The 17,476-nt window shown below is 41.0% G+C and carries 17 protein-coding genes and 1 pseudogene; 11 read left to right on the top strand and 7 right to left on the bottom strand.

The features are described from left to right. The first annotated feature begins 4 nt into the window (after positions 1 to 4). From KFO40_RS14930 to KFO40_RS14955, 6 genes are all read left to right on the top strand, one after another. Positions 5 to 721, top strand: a complete 717-nt coding sequence (locus KFO40_RS14930; protein WP_138995444.1) for a hypothetical protein — start codon at positions 5 to 7, stop codon at positions 719 to 721. Beyond that, complete coding sequence (locus tag KFO40_RS14935; protein WP_317194786.1) at positions 660 to 1,304, top strand: hypothetical protein; 645 nt, start codon at positions 660 to 662, stop codon at positions 1,302 to 1,304. Before KFO40_RS14930 ends, KFO40_RS14935 begins: the two co-directional genes overlap by 62 nt. 24 nt (positions 1,305 to 1,328) lie before the next feature. Continuing rightward, a complete protein-coding gene (locus KFO40_RS14940; protein ID WP_211146514.1) occupies positions 1,329 to 1,670 on the top strand; it encodes a permease in 342 nt (113 codons plus the stop codon). A gap of 198 nt (positions 1,671 to 1,868) precedes the next feature. Continuing rightward, positions 1,869 to 2,252 carry a MobC family plasmid mobilization relaxosome protein gene (locus KFO40_RS25720; RefSeq protein ID WP_248005587.1) on the top strand — a complete coding sequence of 128 codons (384 nt, stop codon included), beginning with the start codon at positions 1,869 to 1,871 and terminating at the stop codon, positions 2,250 to 2,252. Positions 2,253 to 2,254: 2 nt separating this feature from the next. Further along, complete coding sequence (locus KFO40_RS14950) at positions 2,255 to 3,346, top strand: relaxase/mobilization nuclease domain-containing protein (RefSeq protein WP_211146515.1); 1,092 nt, start codon at positions 2,255 to 2,257, stop codon at positions 3,344 to 3,346. Positions 3,347 to 3,348: 2 nt separating this feature from the next. Then, positions 3,349 to 4,059, top strand: coding sequence for a hypothetical protein (locus KFO40_RS14955; RefSeq protein ID WP_211146516.1), 711 nt, complete (start codon positions 3,349 to 3,351; stop codon positions 4,057 to 4,059). Between the two features lie 292 nt (positions 4,060 to 4,351). Here KFO40_RS14955 and KFO40_RS14960 read toward each other — a convergent pair whose 3' ends face one another. From KFO40_RS14960 to KFO40_RS14990, 7 genes are all read right to left on the bottom strand, one after another. Continuing rightward, a complete protein-coding gene (locus tag KFO40_RS14960) occupies positions 4,352 to 5,101 on the bottom strand; it encodes a hypothetical protein (RefSeq protein WP_248005588.1) in 750 nt (249 codons plus the stop codon). A 332-nt stretch (positions 5,102 to 5,433) separates the two neighbouring features. After that, positions 5,434 to 5,700 (bottom strand): hypothetical protein, encoded by a 267-nt coding sequence (locus KFO40_RS25895; RefSeq protein WP_211146517.1) that lies wholly within the window; start codon positions 5,698 to 5,700, stop codon positions 5,434 to 5,436. A gap of 254 nt (positions 5,701 to 5,954) precedes the next feature. After that, positions 5,955 to 6,425, bottom strand: a complete 471-nt coding sequence (locus tag KFO40_RS14970) for a hypothetical protein (protein ID WP_248005589.1) — start codon at positions 6,423 to 6,425, stop codon at positions 5,955 to 5,957. Between the two features lie 11 nt (positions 6,426 to 6,436). Then, positions 6,437 to 10,864 carry a DUF6531 domain-containing protein gene (locus KFO40_RS14975; protein WP_248005590.1) on the bottom strand — a complete coding sequence of 1,476 codons (4,428 nt, stop codon included), beginning with the start codon at positions 10,862 to 10,864 and terminating at the stop codon, positions 6,437 to 6,439. 5 nt (positions 10,865 to 10,869) lie between these two features. Beyond that, the gene (locus KFO40_RS14980) at positions 10,870 to 11,124 is read right to left on the bottom strand and encodes an immunity 17 family protein (RefSeq protein WP_211146519.1); all 255 of its coding nucleotides are present in this window, start codon (positions 11,122 to 11,124) and stop codon (positions 10,870 to 10,872) included. A gap of 13 nt (positions 11,125 to 11,137) precedes the next feature. Continuing rightward, positions 11,138 to 12,496 carry a hypothetical protein gene (locus KFO40_RS14985; protein WP_211146520.1) on the bottom strand — a complete coding sequence of 453 codons (1,359 nt, stop codon included), beginning with the start codon at positions 12,494 to 12,496 and terminating at the stop codon, positions 11,138 to 11,140. Positions 12,497 to 12,498: 2 nt separating this feature from the next. Continuing rightward, positions 12,499 to 14,262 carry a type VI secretion system Vgr family protein gene (locus KFO40_RS14990; RefSeq protein ID WP_211146521.1) on the bottom strand — a complete coding sequence of 588 codons (1,764 nt, stop codon included), beginning with the start codon at positions 14,260 to 14,262 and terminating at the stop codon, positions 12,499 to 12,501. Between the two features lie 294 nt (positions 14,263 to 14,556). On the opposite strand from KFO40_RS14990, the pseudogene KFO40_RS14995 reads away from it, so the two are divergent. The 5 genes and pseudogenes from KFO40_RS14995 to KFO40_RS15010 all read left to right on the top strand — a co-directional run. Further along, positions 14,557 to 15,156, top strand: a pseudogene (locus KFO40_RS14995) (RagB/SusD family nutrient uptake outer membrane protein); the annotation flags it as partial. 28 nt (positions 15,157 to 15,184) lie between these two features. After that, the gene (locus KFO40_RS15000) at positions 15,185 to 16,444 is read left to right on the top strand and encodes a family 16 glycosylhydrolase (protein WP_008643147.1); all 1,260 of its coding nucleotides are present in this window, start codon (positions 15,185 to 15,187) and stop codon (positions 16,442 to 16,444) included. 126 nt (positions 16,445 to 16,570) lie between these two features. Then, positions 16,571 to 16,705: a hypothetical protein gene (locus tag KFO40_RS25830; RefSeq protein WP_008643149.1), complete on the top strand. Its 135-nt coding sequence runs from the start codon at positions 16,571 to 16,573 to the stop codon at positions 16,703 to 16,705. 8 nt (positions 16,706 to 16,713) lie between these two features. Continuing rightward, positions 16,714 to 16,959, top strand: coding sequence for a hypothetical protein (locus KFO40_RS15005; RefSeq protein WP_004308791.1), 246 nt, complete (start codon positions 16,714 to 16,716; stop codon positions 16,957 to 16,959). A 101-nt stretch (positions 16,960 to 17,060) separates the two neighbouring features. Continuing rightward, positions 17,061 to 17,366: a helix-turn-helix domain-containing protein gene (locus tag KFO40_RS15010; RefSeq protein WP_004308790.1), complete on the top strand. Its 306-nt coding sequence runs from the start codon at positions 17,061 to 17,063 to the stop codon at positions 17,364 to 17,366. Positions 17,367 to 17,476 lie beyond the last annotated feature (110 nt).

Raw genomic sequence — 17,476 nt, forward strand, 5'->3', positions numbered from 1 at the left:
TATTATGAACCTGTATGAATTGTTCAGTCTATTCTGGAGGGATAACGGATACAGGGCATTTTCCAAGACAGAAACAATCTTATACTTCTATCTTCTTAATATGGCAAATTCCGCCAGATGGCAGATGCCGTTTACAGGCTATACGGAAAGAATAAGTGCCGATCTTCAGACAACAAAGCAGAATATTGTAAAGGCCAGGGCCGGACTCCAGCAGCGAGGTCTGATTTCATTCACAGCCGGGACTGGAAAGGAGAATCCGCCTTTATATACCATAATTGACCGTACTTCTCAGTTGTCGGTGCCGTTGTCGGAGAACTTGTCGGTAAAGATGTCGGTGCCGTTGTCCCCTATTAATATAAAAGATAAAAATAGAAATAATAATATTCATAATGTCAGCAACGGAAAATTGGAACTGGATGAACTGGAAATGATTCTTGCAAATGATGCTGCCTGGCTGGACTCGGTAATCCTTCAACGGGGAAGCGATATAGACCGTGAAACTGTACTGGAATACCTGAAAATGTTCTTTGCCGAACAAAAAATGAAGTCATCCGACAAAAGGGAAATAATAGACATCCAGAAACATTTCCGCAACTGGCTGAACATTAAAATGAATTATAGACTAAAACATGAAAGAGCAGAATCAAAACGAGTCAACAGTGGACGTAGAGCTACTGAAATCACAGCTACTTCACCGGAAGATTACGATTGGCCGGTTTAGGCTGCCATATTCCTACGAACAGACAAAGGATATGCTGCTGGCCGCATACCAGGCAGAAGTCGAATACCGGTGCAGACATTTCACAACCTGTGAAGAATTTGAAAGCCAACGTGAACAGATTGCACGTTTCCTTACGGGAAATTCCGAAAAGTTCGGTCTGTTTTTCAGCGGGATGTGCGGAAATGGAAAAACCACATGGCTTAAAGCCATCCGTACCCTGATAAATTCATTGAACTTGCGCCATCCGCAGACCAATTCCAGTTATAGCGTATCGCTGTGGAATGCAAGGGAACTGGCTTACAGGTGCAAAGACGAATATCAGGAATGGGCTCGGATAACCAGACTTCCAATCCTTGCAATAGATGATTTCGGGACAGACCCGAAGGAAATCATCAGTTTCGGCAATTGTCTTACCCCTATGATAGACCTGATAACAAAACGGTATGAGGAACAGCTGTTCACCCTTTTTACGACAAATCTGACATTTTCACAGATTAAGGAAAAATATGAGGAACGTATCGCCGACCGGCTTATTGAAATGGTCGTGCCCATCAGGTTTGGCAACGGTTCATACCGGAGCTGACATATTCTCCAAACAAGTTAAAACATGAAACAGGAAGAACTCAAAAAGGTACTCGCTGAAGTTGATCCTTTACTGGCAAATGCCGTTGATTCCATGATTTCCTTTATACATGCCGAAGGCATAGATGGTGTACCGTCGGAACGGCAGATAGAACAGGTAAATACCTATTTTGATTCCATAGTAAGCCGTACCGGAAAAGACTATGAGAAGTGGGGCGAATACAGGTGGATAGCATCATACAATATAGAAATCGGAGCCATTCCATGCCTGGAGCACCACGAACTGGACTATCTGCACAAAGTCCTTGAATCAATAGCCAGAGACCACTCATATTATGAGGAAGCACAGGTACACTGGCACAGATAAAACTCCATTTATAAATCCGTCATCCACGACGAATATTGTACAATAGCCTGTTATAATGGCTTCCGTAGCATTGTACATCCTGTTCAGAAAGTAGGACACTTTTTTTAAGGGGTGTGGGAGCAAGATAGGTTTTTTGTGCCAAAAAACCACCGACTGAATGTCGGAAGGCTCCGCCTGGATGACCTTAAACAAACGGACATGACAGAATTTGCACCCACACCCCGAAAGGATTCAGAACGGAGAAAAGGAGGCCGCCCTCGAAAGGATTCGGCAGAGAAAAAGTGCCATTTTATAAAGGTCGGTTTTGATGAACTGAACTTCAAAAAACTAAAAAAAAGAAGCCGCAGGATGAAGGCTTCACTTTCCTCCATAGTCTATGATCTGGCAATAAACGGTAAGATAAACGAACCGCTCTCCCAGGAGATGATGGATTGTTTCAGGAAGCTCGCAGGAATGGCAAACAACCTGAACCAGCTGGCACACGAAGCGCACATTGCAGGCTATGAGGATGTGGCCGCAGCTGACAGGCTATTGTCAGAAAAGATAGATGAAGTGTTGAATAAAATAAGTGAACTAAGATAACGATGAATGCAAAAATAATGAAAGGGAAATCAGCCGGAGGTCTGATTGACTACCTCAATAGCATGAAAGAGAAAAATGCCAAAGTGATTTTTTCCAATGGAGTCAGTACAACCTCAAACCGGACTGTTGTTGCTGCCTTCAATCTCCAATGGGCAAACAGTTCTTCCAAGATAAAGGACAAGATGGGACATCTGGTAATCAGTTTCTCGCCCAAAGACCGGGAAAGGCTGACTGACGAATTTATAACGGAGCTCTGCAAGGAATACATGCAGCGTATGAAATTTCCGCCCACTATCTATCTCGGCTACCGTCATCTTGATCAAGAACACGATCATGTACACATCGCTTACAGTCGTATAGACAACGAAGGAAAGGCTATCACATGCGACAGCAACTATGCACGTTCAGTAAATGTCTGCAAATCTATCCGGGCAAAATACGGACTTTCTGCTCCATCAAAGAGAAAAAAAGATGTAAACCGAGACAGACTTATCGGAAAGGATAAGGTCAAATATCATATCATGGACATAGCTTTCCCTGTTCTTGACAAAGCCAGTTCGTGGAAAGAATATATCTCAAGGCTGAAATCAGAAGGTGTCGATATAACCATGGTAAGGGATGAATACGGGAATGTACGTGGTATTGTATATACAGCAGAAAATCTTTCTTTTGCCGGAAAGAAAGTGGATCCGGAATTGTCATTCGGAAATTTAAGAAGGAAGTTCGGCAGTTATGGGCAGGAAAAAACCGCTATATCGGATATCAGAAAACATGACTCCGTTTTTACCGGATCTGACATGAATATCTCAAAGGATATGGCTCATGCGGAAGCCTGTCCGGTGGACACTCCGGAATACAGCCCGAATATTCAGGATGCACAATCCAATCAGGAAACTATGGCTGCTGGCAATGTAGAAAGCGGAACCGATAGTGGCAGTTCAATAGGATCTGGAATAGTTGGAGCCGCCATTGAACTGATAGTTCAGCCACATCAGGCACCCGAAACAGGAGGTGGCGGTAGTGGAAGTAGCGACGATAACAAACGTGATGAAGAAAAAGACAAATATGTACCACGAAAAGGCAGAAGGAGGTAACAATGGCAAAGAACAAACCGTTAAAGGATGAAGAATATGATTCCATTGATGAAATCCAGACTACACTGGATAGACATACGGACAAACTTAACCGGATAGAAGCCGGACTTGTTTCTATAAAGAGTGAAATTGCCTCTGTAAGTAAAACCGGTGGCCACAATATGGATAGCAGTGGAGACAGACAGTTTATCCAGCTGAGAAATTTGTTCTATGATATATTAGATAAATTGAGCAAAGCATACGAGGAACTGAAAACCGGAAAGTCCGATGCCCAGACAGAAGAATTACTGGTTAAGATTGCCAATCTATGTACGGATATACAAAAGAACAGCCTTAACGCTGTTGCACTGACAGCGGACACGAACAAGCAATATCTTAAGATTATCCCTTACATAGAACGAATGAACCGTATACTTGATGTTGTAGCAGAACGGCATAACATGTCAAAAGCACCGGTAAAACCTACTACCATTAAAGGCTGGATTCTTTGGACCTTCAAGAAATTTTGGTCTTGGATTGACAGATATGTCGGGTTCAGGTATATCAAACAATTCTGCATCCTTGTAGCCCTTTTTATATGGGTAGTCAGCATCGTAACCTCATTCTTTATTTTACATGAAAATCACAGACTGAATGATATTGAACAGAAGTATATTTTACTCCGTCAGAAATGTTTGAGACATGATAAAACTATGGATTATAGAAATGAATAAACCTTAATTTACAATATATGACAGCAGATTAGAGATAGATTTAATTAAAACTCTAATCTACTGCCATTTGTAAGAGCAAATAATCTTATCTGCACGTTTATGGCTACTTATTTTGACAATCTATTCATCAAAAAATAAGAATTATATTATTGATATACTTTTGACATATTTATTTAAAGTTTCATCTGCTTTCAGATTGGTACAATTTTCAATAATCAGTTTATCAAGACTTAATTTTCTGATTGTAGGTTCTAATGTACTAATACAATTACATGACTGTAAGAATAATGTTCTACTGCCAGTATTTTTCAAATTCCGGATAACCTTCAAACCAAAACTTAAAAGCTTCTTTATTTATGCCGTCTGATGGTTCCCAAAAATCAACAGGATAAGACCAATCAGACTTGTGAGATTTTTTGGGAGCTAATCCTAAATTTACATAGCCATGAAATGGACTTTTGTGTTGTTCCGTTTCCAAAATTCCACAGAAGCCCAATGTTTGTAGAAGACATTGGGTCTGAGTTTTATTTGTATCAAATAATTGAATCTTATTAATTCTTTTGACGATATCCTTTTTTAATGTTTCTTGAGATGAGGCATCTACAAGGCTCATCATAATTTCATTAAAAATATGAGCATCAGTACAGCTTGGCTCTATTGCATTATTTGCCAATTTATTAAACTCAGTCAGTAGTACAATGCAAAATTCAAGACTAAAAGCTGGAATTCCTCCAGCATTGGAAGCTATCTCTAAATAAAAATTATAATCTTCATTTTCAAATCCAGCCCATGAATCTATATTGCAGATTTTACAAGGATCATCACGAAATCTATTAACTTCATTAGAACTGACAAAGTGATGTCTTGGGAATGTACGCGTTATTGCGAATGCTGGTAAAAAACTTCGCCATAACATATTACCAGTAGAAAGGCTTGACAAAAAAAATGAAACTATTTTATTTTTTTTGTCAATACATTTATCATACTGGATAAACAGTTCTTCAATCATTTTGTCATGAAGGCAAGTATATTGTTGATTCATAAAATGTAATTTTTAACCGTAACTATTCTTTTTAGTAGCTCTATATTCCTCAAATGTTTTCCTTTCTCCATTTGCGATGCGATCAGAAAGAGACATTTTTTTAAGTTTTTTCTCTGCACTACGCATGTACAATTTGCCCTTCTCACTATTTTTATCCCTAATTCCGTTTATTTTATTTCCTCTTACATTATTACTTTCATATCCTAATAATAGAGTAGAGGAATCTTCTATACCTATTTGCTCGATTCCTCTTACTGTAGGCTTTTGTGTTCCTTTAGGTGTGATACGGATTATTGTATCTCCTTTACCAAATCTTACTCCATCAGTACCTTTTATACCAGCATGCCTTCGAGCACCGTTTTGATGGTATATGACACTTCGGAGAGAGTTGCGACATCTGCGTCTCCCGTATTCTGCGGAGGAGAAATAAGGTACGAGGCACAGGCAGCTGCGAGGAAGTCCTCCAGCTTCAGCAACACCCCTACATAAGGGTGAGGCATGGGAACGACGAGAGTGGGCGGACCGTCACGAGGTGGATGTCCGCGCCGATGACAGGGTCGAGCTGCTTGGACACGGACAGCCAGGTCATACCCTTCCACCCAGTATGGGGAAAATAGCTGATTCGCAGAGGTTCCCGGCAAGAACGCCGAGAGCCACCGCAGCCTTCACGCCAGTATTGGGCGCATTGACCGAAGGGGATACGACGGTGGCGGAGTTCACCTTTGTGCCCTCAGAGATGTCCTTTACCTGCGCCCCAACACAGGCCTTCAGGTTCACACTTACGCTGTCGAAATAACCCACATCTGACATAATAGTTTATTTATTATTTTCCCTTAGATATCAAAACTTATGTCTATTGTTTTTTTAGACTGACTATTCTATTGGGTATAAAAACGGTTGCTTCATCTCCAACAGTTTCAAATACCCAAATTTGCCATTGTTTATCTTTCCAACAATACTTTTTTAACTTTCTGAATAACGATTGAACTATTTTCTTTAATTCTGGATATTTGTCTCCAGCAAAATATGCCAAACGTCCTTCCAAATAAATACCTTCATCTTTTATTTTTGAAGGTTTGTATTCAATAACAGGGTTATTGAAAAGATTTAGATGACCATTTTCGTCTGTTGTAAGATAATTCTTTACATCTGTGGATGTTATTAATGATCTTTCGCTAAAATTTGATACAAAATTAACTGTATCTTCGACAATGTTATCTGTGCCTGACAAATACTTCATCACAAGAAGAGAACCTAATGTTTCTAATAGTTCTTTCCTTACAATTTCTTCTCCTTTTTTATCCGCAAAATAACAAAACTGCATTGACCTCATAATTAGCTATATGAATTTTTTCTATGTTTTTTATTCGGTTCCTTCCAATCATCTGCTTTATCTGGATTAATAAGTGTTACTCGTTGCCTTTTATCATGGAAAACTATTCTCACCTCATCACCTAAAGCCTCTCTGATGTCCATAATAGCACCTCGTTCTCTTGCTGATGGTCTAAATCCTCCGCGAGAACGCATTTCTCCAATCTGATGTACCTCAATAATTTTTCCATCATTATTTCGGACTACTACATCACCAAACCTCGATTTTTTATTTTTTAATTTAATTTGCCCTTCGATTTCAGCATTTTCACCTAAATCTATTGCTAATTGGTTCTGAATATTCTGGTGTGTAGAACTACCGCGACCACTAAGTCCAAATAAATCAATAACAATATTAGTGTTATCAACGTACCCATACAGGCTAAGTATTCCGCCAGCCAGTCTAATTGGATCTTGCGAGACATACATGCCCATCTTCGGCGAGTAGTACCTGAACCTGTTGTACGCCAGCCCCGTCTCCCAGTCATAATACTGTCCCTGGAACAGGAACGGTACCATTCCCTTGTTACCAGTCTCCTCAATGACGTTCCCATCCATATCGAGTATTCTACTCCATACTTCATTACCTTCCGCATCGTATGCCTCGGTAGGCGTACCCAGATGGTCGGTCAGTATGGAATAAGCCCTGCCTTCTTTTATCATGGCGACAGGTACAAAAAATCTCTCGTCAAACAGCCAGAGGAGTCTTCCACTGTGTTCCCGTTTCGTTTCCCAGTTACTGTCATTCCAAGAGTAAGTTCTATGCTGAATCCATTGGTGCAAAGGCACGTTCCCGTTCCACATCCAGCGTGTCACGGTCGTACCGAAACTCTTGGAGAGCCTTCTTCCTAGAGCGTCGTATTCGAATGTCACTTCCTCTCCGTCAGGTCGTACCACCTTTGCCAGCGAGCCGTCAGCGTTCCACCTGTATTTCCAGTGTTCCTTCTTTCCGTCCAGCCATCTTCCCGTACCGATGTATCGTTCTGTCAGATTTCCGTCCTTGTCATACTTGCAGTGCCACTTTCCGTCCTGTTCCATTGCTCCTCCCTTCAGGAAGCGACGTACAGTGCAGTCCGGGTCGGGGTACAGGTTTCCCAGGCTGTCGCTCTTTCTCCACTGTTCCGTTCCGTCTCCGTACTCGGCATATTCCAGCTGTCCGTTCGGAGTGTACCCGTACCGTGTCGTTCCACGTCTGCTATCTTCCGTTGCGAGCAGTCGGTCAGCCTTGCCCCAGCGGTAGCTGCGCATATGGCGTGTCTGCGCATCCTTTCTCGTGCGTGCGTCCACGAGGCGGCCAATATTGTCATAAACGAAACTTCGCATTACGCCTCCGGGCAGCATACGTTCTATTTCAAAGCCCAGTGTGTCGTAACTGTGCTGCGACTTCCACGGCATTTCACCGTTCCCGCTGCCGTCTCCGGCCCGAAACTCCATCAGTTCTCCGAAGTCGTTGCGTTTGTATTCCAGATTCGCCCCGAGCGTGCTCTGCAGGGACAGTATCTGTCCGGTCTTGTCGTAGGTGCGTGTGATTGTTTCACCGTCCGCCGTTTCCGTTACCGGCAGTCCCAGTGCGTTGTAGGCAAACTCCACGCGGCTTTCACCCCGTGTGGCTTCCATTAGCCTTCCCGATATTCCATACCGGTAGGTTTGGTCTGGTTCATCCGTGGTTACATACGACACCCTTGTTACCCTAGATGCATTATCATATTCGTATTCCCGTACGATCTCGCTCGGCAACTTTTCACTAGTTACACGTCCGGCTATGTCACGCTGGTATATCCTTATTCCCCGGTCAAACCCTGTTTCCCGAATTACGTTGCCCACGTCGTCAAGGTCGAACTCATAGTATTGCATCCGCTCGTTTATCACGTGGCGCAACCGTTCTTCCCTGTCATAATGGAAACCCACCACGCCCCGGCTGTCCTTGCGGTGTGTCAGCTTCCACATGCCCGAGTAGGTGTATTCCACCTTCTGCAGGTCGTCCCGGTATTCCAGCAGGTTGTCTATTCCGTCATATCTCAGGTGTATGTGGTTCCCGTCAAAATCCTCCACCTCTGTCACGCGTCCTATGGCATCATAGCGTCTTGTCTGTACTGCTCTCTTAGGATTTGTCACCTGCGTGCAGCGTCCCAGTCCGTCATAGCGGTAGCTTGAGGTGTTGCCTCGGCTGTCAGATACCAGTATTAAGTTTTTCTCCTCATCGTAAGACAGTGTTGTAACCTTTCCATACGGATCTGTAATGTGTTTAAGCAGACCTTCGTTGTATTCTATGATTGTACAGGCTCCTTCAGGATTCTTACGTTTAGTTATATTACCCTTTTTATCATACACGAATTTCCATGTACCACCGTCAGCTGTTGTTATGCTTGCAGGTCTGTTACGTAATGTTTCTTTATGAAAATATTCGGCTGATACGCTTCCACCGCCGGATTCTGCAAAGTCTGTACAGTTGCCCCATTGGTCATATTTGTACAGATTGCTGTTGCCGACAGGATCTGTTTTCTGAAGCAGTTTTCTGTCCGAATCATACTTCCAGCGGTATTCGCCACCATTTGCATCTATTTTGAGGTACACCAGACCATCTTGGTGGTGATATATTGTCAGTTTGTCATAACTGTCAAGAACTTCCGTCACCCCATCCTTATATTTTAGTTTATGGTCGTATATTCCTCCGCTGCCCCAAGTATGAATACATTTGGAACCAATATGTTTCCCATCATATTCAAAATGCCATTCAAGACCGTTTCTCCATGTCTCCTTTACTATTAGCCGCCCCTCATATTCATACCGCATGGCATCGCCCACGGCATTACGCTGGCATGTCATGTTTCCCTCCGCATCGTATTCATAGGATGTAAGGATTATTTCTTCTCCCTTGTTTTCAGGGTGGGGGCCTTTTATTTCCAGAATGCGTCCGTTACGCTCGTCGCATTCCACGACAAGTTTTCTTCCCGCACTGTCGGTAATTTCTTTCAGGTTTCCTTTACCATTGTACCCGAACCTTATGGAGAATCCGTTTGTATCCGACACGCTCTCCAGCAGATGTACGGTGTCGTATTCTTTCTGGGTGAAACGGTAGTATAGGTCTTCGTCCATATCCCAGATGCAGTAGCCTTCCTTTTCCTTTCTGGCTTCCTTGCGTTCTGCACGGATGAACGAGGGCTTCTTCTCTGTCGGTATCGGGAAAGCCACAGGTATTCCATCGGACATGCGTAAGGTAAGTAAGCCGTCCTCCACCACAATACCCATATCGTATGTATGATGCCATCCATTGCCAAGCGGTCCCTGATAGTCGCTTCGGCTGTACCAGGTACGTTCCCAAGAGAGAGGAATCGGGCCGTCCAGCCAGAAGTCCTCCTCATCAGTGAAAAATGTGCCGCTTGCCACGTCCACTGGGTGCCCGGTTACGGTACAGATGGTCTTATGCAGCATATTCTTTAGTTTTCCGCTCTTTATTTTTTCGTTGACCATGTCATGCAAACGCTTGGCAGCATTTGCATTTTTCTTTTTGTAAAGCCTTCCAAAAGCACCCATACATTTCTTCGCAAGTGCATCCACTGGGTTTAACGGTATAGGTACAGGATTGGTCAGAATTGGTTTTGCCAATGGAATTGGATTGATAATCCCTGTGGGAAGAAATTGACCGGTTACTTTATGCACGCTTGGAATACCCAAATCATTACAGTCAAGATGCAAGTGTGCACCTCCTCCTGAGAGAGGTAAACCATCTGCAAGCACAGTCAGACTTCCCATAAACGCATGACCATTGTTTTTAGGTATAGGGCGTGAAGGAATAGCGAATCCAGCTCCCATCGGAACATGAGGAATACTTCTTGTTGCAGTTGATGCTACAGCACGAGGAAGAAAATCTCCAATTTTGACAGTCGCTCCAATTTTGCTTACAGCCATATTTATGCCTAGCTGCTTAATGTCACGAATTTTAGATTCATCGGCAGTCTCTGATTCATTTTTAGGCGGAAGCAATTTGGGTACTATATATGTCGCTATGGATACTGCAAGAAAATCTTGAGGCTTTAGCAGCATCCCGGCATAAGGATGTGGCATAGGAACAACCGGGGAAGGAGGCATTGTTACCAAATGTATATCTATGCCAATTACTGGATCAAGTTGTTTGGCTATTGGAAGACAAGCTTGTCCTTTGATGCCAAGCGCACCTATTACCGGAAGAATTGTCGCTTCCGCTACGTTGTCAGGAAGACCGCCTATGGCAGTCGCTGCTTTTATACCTACATCCAACGCATTAACAGAAGGAGAAACCCCAGACTCGGCATTTTCTGATGCACTGTCAGTCACATCCGAAAATTGGGCACCAACTGTTGACTCTAGCTGTGCGCTGACTTGTTCAAAGTAACCATCTTCTCTTAATGACATAGTAGTTAATATGTATGAAAATAGATAATAAATAATATAATTATTATAACAACCAATATAGCTGCATTCCAAAAACGATAAGCAGTTGGTCCCAAAAGATCAAGCCAATAATACCCAACCCAACTTTTAGGTTCATAGGTCCATTTCCAGTTTAAAATATTGCCAATCAGCAAAAAAACAAAGACTCCGATAAAAACTAAAAAGGCAATATCATGGTTCTTGTCAAAAAAAACGGATATTTTTTCTGAAAGTCCTCCCATAAAATTCTGTATATCATTGTCCTGGTTCATAACGTTTCCCTAAATTTCGTTTGTACTCATATAAATAATCTTTCCAATCACTACCTAGTACCTTGCTTAATATTTTCTCCATTTTATCATCTGAAAGAATTTCCATACGTTTGGAATTATGCAATAAACTAAGCAGTAGTAAGGGGTAAGATGAGTTTCTGATCAAATCAGAAGAGAGTTTCTCTATAAGTCGGAATCCTTCAATATAACAGTCAGCAGCACATCCATCTTCATGTTTCTTTTCCCAGCACCATCCGCTTATCCTGAGGGCTTCTGCCTGCATAAGGTAATCTTTACAGTTCTTATATGCGTCAGCAGCTTGCTGATAAACTTCTGCCGCCTCCGTCCATTCAGATTTCCGAACAAGTATCCCTCCCTTTCCAAATAATGTATTACCGAGCAGTCGGAATGCCAGCGACGGATCAAGTTTGCCAATGCCTAGCCGTGCAGATTCAATGGCTTTGCCTGAAAAATATAGGGCGGCATCCACATCCTTACGTATTATCTTGTCTGTATACAATATTGTATATACTGTAACAAATTGGCTTAGCCAGTTAATGTCATTCTTTACATTTACAAGAGCCATGTCCAGACATTCTTTTGAATATCTGTCTGTTTGGGCTGAATCCCCCTTTTTAACACTGTTCATCAGTTTTATCAGTGCAAGCCTGAATTTGGATGCAGCAGGATCATTGCGGTCGTAGTTAGCAGCTTGTTCTGCCAACTGCTCCATAGCTCCATCTATGTCTATCGGTGGATAAATTGAAATAAAATCATGTGGAAAAAGAGTCGGGAACTTATTGAAATACTCAAATCCTTTTATGTCTGCTATGCCCCAAATCATCTGTTTATGGAATGGTAGTGATAGAGCTTGTCTGAACCATTCCTTACAAGACTCATTGTCTGATACTTCTCCTACGTCGAAAATAAAACTGCACTTTACATTTATATCACCGACAAGAATTTCAGTCAACCTGTTAAAGTTGCTGACTGCCAGCATAGCTTGATTTTCTTTATCTTCTATGTTGTAATCTGGTTTCCATTCAATATGTTCGAAGACAATATTTCCCGGCTTCTTTGATTCATTCCAAAGTATAATTTGCGTCTCTACATATTCAAGGAGCTCTTTAGAAAAAGTAGCAGGGTTAAAAAAAGGGCATTCCAAAACGAATACCATATCTTCTTCATCACTGTCTATAGCCAGCATATAGTCATAAAAAGCCTTGATCATAATTTCATCCCCAGGATTAATTACGATGCGCACCATTTTCACCGGATTTCTTATGGCTTCTTCCCACATGCTAAGCATGTTGTCTGCTATATGTTGTATGGAATTGCTCATTGTCAATTAAGTTTAATGATTGAACCCGTAACGGCTGTTGTACCTGATGAATCAACTGTGGTTGAAGTGCCACCTGAAATCATAGCACTACCTTCAGCAGTAGCGGTTACATCAGTGCCATTAATATTATATTCATTGACAGCAGTACTGTCTATGCTATCTGCCTGCTGTGATATATTATTTGCCGCATTTTCTGATATATTATTTTGTGCATTGGAGGTAATGTTACCGTCACAGTCCAATATTATCATAGTTTCTCCAACGCATAATTTAATACTTTTGGAAGCTGAAACGACTATATTCCCGTCTCCGTCTGCGCTATAGCTATTCCCGGATTTATCTTTCATCGTAACACTGCCTTTATCATCATCAATGGTAATAGTACATCCGCTTCTAGTGGTCAGACTTTTTTTCTTGTTTCCACTGCCACCACCTGTGCCTGTAATTCCATTGAACAGACTTCCAAACACGAAAGGTCTGTTGGGATCACCATAACGGAAACCCACAAGCACAATATCGTCTTTTTCTGGAATAAAAACTAATCCACGGTTTTTGGAAACGGAATCACTACTTCCGGCATCAGGGGTCATGACACGTATCCATGAGGTCTTCATGTTTCCAGATTGCCAGTTCATCTTTACCTGCACGCGCCCTTGCCCTTTGGGGTCTTCATTGTCTATTACCACCGCCTGTTGTGTTTGAGCCACTGGTAGAGGAACATTAGGAACAGGAAGACAATTAACAGAAGAACTTACAGCCGAAAATTGATTGCGGTAATTATTACCAGATTCAATAGTATGTGTTATTTCTGTTACAAAATATGAACCTAAAAGTTTCTCTACACACTCTGATTTATAGACATGAATAGAGGTTTGTATAGATACCACACTTCCTAAATCAATGCAAGTGTTATCAGTCTCACAATTAATATAATGAGATGCAGCACTATCACTCTGTTGTTTCCTTTGTAAATAGTATTTTAACTCACTCGCATTGGTTATTCTCATTTCTGAATATTGAACAGAAGGGGATTTAAACATTTTCATTGACGAACCAAAAACTGATTGTCCTAAAGAGTTAAGACCTTGTGGTACATTCGGACTAGTACTATCATACATTTGAGCTACCTTTGAATTATATGATTGCACTTTTAATGGTCGTGCTATGGCCTGAATATTCATATCCATGCTGAAAATATCGCGATTATAAGTCAATGGTATTGCAGAAGGTAATTGGGGCTTTCCAAACACTAATTGGCGTCCATCATAATAGAACCATTCATGATACTGTCGTGCCAAGCGGCGAAGGAAGTCAAAATCACTTTCCATGTATTGGGATTCGTACTCTATAGGATCTTTATATTCGGGATTTACTAACACACTTAATCCTACTTTATCACAAATTTCTTTCACAATATCAGCCAGTGTCTTATTCAACCATGAAGCACAATGCAAATCTGATTCAAGTAAGAAAGTCATGGAATAACCAGAAGCAATGAGGCATCCATAATTACCACTACTTCGTTTGAGAGATACTTGTGTTACAATTCCTATAAATTGCTTATTTCCGAAATTTATTTCCACTTTTTCTCCTACCCAGTCTTTACTGCGCTCTAGTGTGTGGGTATCATATAATTCACCAGTCTCTATATCAAGAACCAGTTCAAAATAGTGATGGTCGTTTATTGTCTGTTTTAATAAGACCTTTTGATATGAGGAGAGTAGCCCCCCAGCTATACTTACGATTATATTCTTCTGTTCCAGCATGGCAATAAATATTTTATAATAATAGTTTTATTGGGGGGAAGAAAGAGAAGAAAATAAAACCATTCTCCCAAAGTTAAAGAATAAGAATAATAAAGCCAAATATTATAGATGTTTTTTAGATTATCATGCTTAAAAACATAAGAGAATGCTTCCTATACAAAAATATCTCTTCATAATAAAAACATATTTTATTATTGTAAATTTGTTTCTATTTTGTTACTTATAGAAAGTATTATTAAATATAATTCATTGATTTGTATGTATCTATAAAATAATAAAAGGTATGATCCTAATACTACTCGTTATAACAATCGTGACCCTCGTCTGAAAGTAACATTGTTTACCCCGTGGGATGGTTGGAACGATAAATGGCCTAATGCTTATGGTGGATCTGCCCCTTCTAACTCAACTCTTTATGTCTTGAAATATTTTAATCCTTCTTTAAGTAGCTCCGGCTCTTTTGATAGCGGGCAGGATTTTTATATCATACGTTATGCGGAAGTCTTGCTCTCGTTGGCTGAAGCATTGGTGGAAAAAGGTGGTTATAGTTATGATGAAGTAGTAGGATTGGTCGATGAAGTAAGAAACAGGGTGAAGATGCATACAGTGGGAGAGATAGAAAGTAAAAACGGACAGTTGGATCAAGCGGGATTGAGAGAGGTGATTCGCCACGAACGCAGAGTGGAAACTGCTTTTGAGGGCTTACGCTTATTTGACCTTTATCGTTGGAAAGAGTTGAAGAATGCAGTGGATCGGATTAATAAGGAAGCTGCGGATAATCAACTTCAATATGAATATCGCAATTATCGGGGCGAAATGGAATACGTATGGCCGATACCGTTGCATGAGACGGATGCAAATCCGAATCTGGAACAAAACGAATTATGGAAATAAACGAAAGTAATCAATAAAGAAAAAGATAATGAAGAAGTGTAATGAATTGATTTTTTTGTTCATATCTTCTTTTCTGTTTTCATTGATCGGTTGTGGTAGCACAACCGACAATGAGGTTCCGGGTGAGAAGATAAGCGTAACTCTTTCTATGACAATAGACAAGATTGACAGTCACGAAGTTACTTCTACTATTGAGGTAAAGGCTGCGGGAACGGGCGACTTGTCCGTTCAGGATAAAGGAATCTGTTATTCGCAGGGAGTAGTGACGCCTACGGTTTCGGATGAAAAATCGGTGTATTCTGGTTCGGGAAAGAATGATTTCTCTTCTTTCAAGATGAAACTGGAAGGGTTGTCCGAGAATACTTCCTACTATATCAGACCCTATCTCAAAGTAGGTGATAAGGAGTATTATGGCTATGCGCAACAAGTGAAAACGTTAGGCGCAGGCAAAGAATACCATCCTTTGGATAAAGATGAAGCGATAACGGATTATGACGGTTATCAATTAGCCTGGTCTGACGAATTCAATATCGATGGTAAGCCAAGCAACGAATGGAGCTACGAAACCGGTTTTGTGCGCAATGAAGAATTGCAATGGTATCAAGAAAAGAATGCGAGTGTCAGCAACGGTTGCCTGATTATTGAAGGAAAGAAAGAGAAAGTAGTGAATCCCAACTATCAGGCAGGAAGTGAAGACTGGAAAACGAACCGGAATGTGGCGGAGTATACATCCAGTTCGCTGACTACCCAACACAGCCATGTCTTCAAATATGGCCGTTTTGAGGTTAGGGCAAAACTACCTTCTGCAGAAGGCTCATGGCCGGCAATCTGGACACTGGGTAATACATGGGATTGGCCGATGAATGGAGAAATTGATATTATGGAGTGTTATTTGGTCAATGGCAAGCGGAATATATTGGCGAATGCTTGTTGGAGCTCTCCGCAACAATGGGTAGCTGTTTGGAATCGTTCTACAACTCTTCTTACTCATTTCATTGACAGAGATGCCGACTGGATGAATAAATATCATGTATGGCGTATGGATTGGGATGCCAGCAAGATTTGTATCTATTTGGACGGTGAGTTGTTAAATGAAATAAATTCGTCAGAAACTCAAAATCAAGGTTGGAATGGTAATACAGAAAATCCTTTCAGTAATGATATAGATGGATTCGGACATTATATCTTACTAAATTTAGCTATCGGAGGTAATGGCGGAGACCCTTCCAATTCTCTCTTTCCCATGAGATATGAGGTTGATTATGTAAGAGTCTATCAGAAAAAGTAATTGGTAATAACATAGACGAAAGTTTTATATAGTTTTTTAATAGGTATTTTGCACCATTCCGGGGAAATCATAATTGTAATGTTTCCTCGAAATGGCTTTTTTATAATCAATTAAATGAAAAGTTTTATGGAAAATTCATGTAATGATGAATTGTTTTGTTCATTGAAAGATGAACTTCGTGAAGTAAATGCACAAATCAATGTGCATAGTGAAAAATTAATGGATCTGCTCGACCAAAAAAAAGAATCGTCAGTCAACTGACTCGAGAGATGTCGCATCTCACGCCTGTCATCATCGAGTATCGGGGAAATCCGAAGCAATATGTCTCTGTTGTGCTCGATGCCATCAATCGGGGTAGGTTGACGTATGACGGAATAGCAAATTGCGAACAGACTTTTCGTGCGTTAGCAAGCGTTGTAGATGTGATAAGCCCTAAGAATGGGAAAACGCTTAGTGTAGAGACGCTGGTGTCTTATGAGAAGAAAAAGCGTGCCGGAGAATTTGAGGAAAAATAATATAAAATAAAAAGACGATTGTTGTATAGTTGAACAACAATTCGTATATTGACCTCCAAAGAAAGAAATTGAAAAAGCAAAGATATTAAGAAAGGAGTATTATGGAAGCAAAAACAAATGAGGAATTCTTTAACGTCAGCGCATTAATAGATGAGCGTTTTGGTAAGGAAGGAACTGTTACTCGTGCGGAAGCAGAAGAAAAAGCGTATGCTTTCTACACCGGGCAAATTATCGAAGACGCAAGGAAAAAGGCTAAGATTACTCAAGCAGAGTTAGCTCGGCGTATCGGTTCCGACCGTTCTTATATTTCAAGAGTGGAAAGTGGTCAGACAGAACCTAAGGTTTCTACCTTCTATCGCATCATAAATGCGTTAGGTTGTAGGATCGAATTTTCGATGTCTTTATAAGAAGCGATTAAAAAAACATGGTGGGAAATTTGAAAAAGATAACTGTCTTTTTCAAATTTCCCACCGTTTTTTTGAGGAAGAAAAAGGAAAAAGGTGAGGGTAGGTGAGGG

Origin of the sequence: Bacteroides sp. 1001302B_160321_D4, assembly GCF_015667765.1 — a bacterium.
Taxonomy (GTDB): Bacteria; Bacteroidota; Bacteroidia; order Bacteroidales; family Bacteroidaceae; genus Bacteroides; species Bacteroides xylanisolvens.

Bases quoted from the DNA above. Each gene is read 5' to 3' on its own strand.
- KFO40_RS14930 (WP_138995444.1), top strand. From the start codon at position 5: ATGAACCTGTATGAATTGTTCAGTCTATTCTGGAGGGATAACGGATAC.
- KFO40_RS14940 (WP_211146514.1), top strand. From the start codon at position 1,329: ATGAAACAGGAAGAACTCAAAAAGGTACTCGCTGAAGTTGATCCTTTA.
- KFO40_RS25720 (WP_248005587.1), top strand. From the start codon at position 1,869: ATGACAGAATTTGCACCCACACCCCGAAAGGATTCAGAACGGAGAAAA.
- KFO40_RS14950 (WP_211146515.1), top strand. From the start codon at position 2,255: ATGAATGCAAAAATAATGAAAGGGAAATCAGCCGGAGGTCTGATTGAC.
- KFO40_RS14955 (WP_211146516.1), top strand. From the start codon at position 3,349: ATGGCAAAGAACAAACCGTTAAAGGATGAAGAATATGATTCCATTGAT.
- KFO40_RS14960 (WP_248005588.1), bottom strand. From the start codon at position 5,101: ATGAATCAACAATATACTTGCCTTCATGACAAAATGATTGAAGAACTG.
- KFO40_RS14970 (WP_248005589.1), bottom strand. From the start codon at position 6,425: ATGCAGTTTTGTTATTTTGCGGATAAAAAAGGAGAAGAAATTGTAAGG.
- KFO40_RS14975 (WP_248005590.1), bottom strand. From the start codon at position 10,864: ATGTCATTAAGAGAAGATGGTTACTTTGAACAAGTCAGCGCACAGCTA.
- KFO40_RS14980 (WP_211146519.1), bottom strand. From the start codon at position 11,124: ATGGGAGGACTTTCAGAAAAAATATCCGTTTTTTTTGACAAGAACCAT.
- KFO40_RS14985 (WP_211146520.1), bottom strand. From the start codon at position 12,496: ATGAGCAATTCCATACAACATATAGCAGACAACATGCTTAGCATGTGG.
- KFO40_RS14990 (WP_211146521.1), bottom strand. From the start codon at position 14,262: ATGCTGGAACAGAAGAATATAATCGTAAGTATAGCTGGGGGGCTACTC.
- KFO40_RS15000 (WP_008643147.1), top strand. From the start codon at position 15,185: ATGAAGAAGTGTAATGAATTGATTTTTTTGTTCATATCTTCTTTTCTG.
- KFO40_RS25830 (WP_008643149.1), top strand. From the start codon at position 16,571: ATGGAAAATTCATGTAATGATGAATTGTTTTGTTCATTGAAAGATGAA.
- KFO40_RS15005 (WP_004308791.1), top strand. From the start codon at position 16,714: ATGTCGCATCTCACGCCTGTCATCATCGAGTATCGGGGAAATCCGAAG.
- KFO40_RS15010 (WP_004308790.1), top strand. From the start codon at position 17,061: ATGGAAGCAAAAACAAATGAGGAATTCTTTAACGTCAGCGCATTAATA.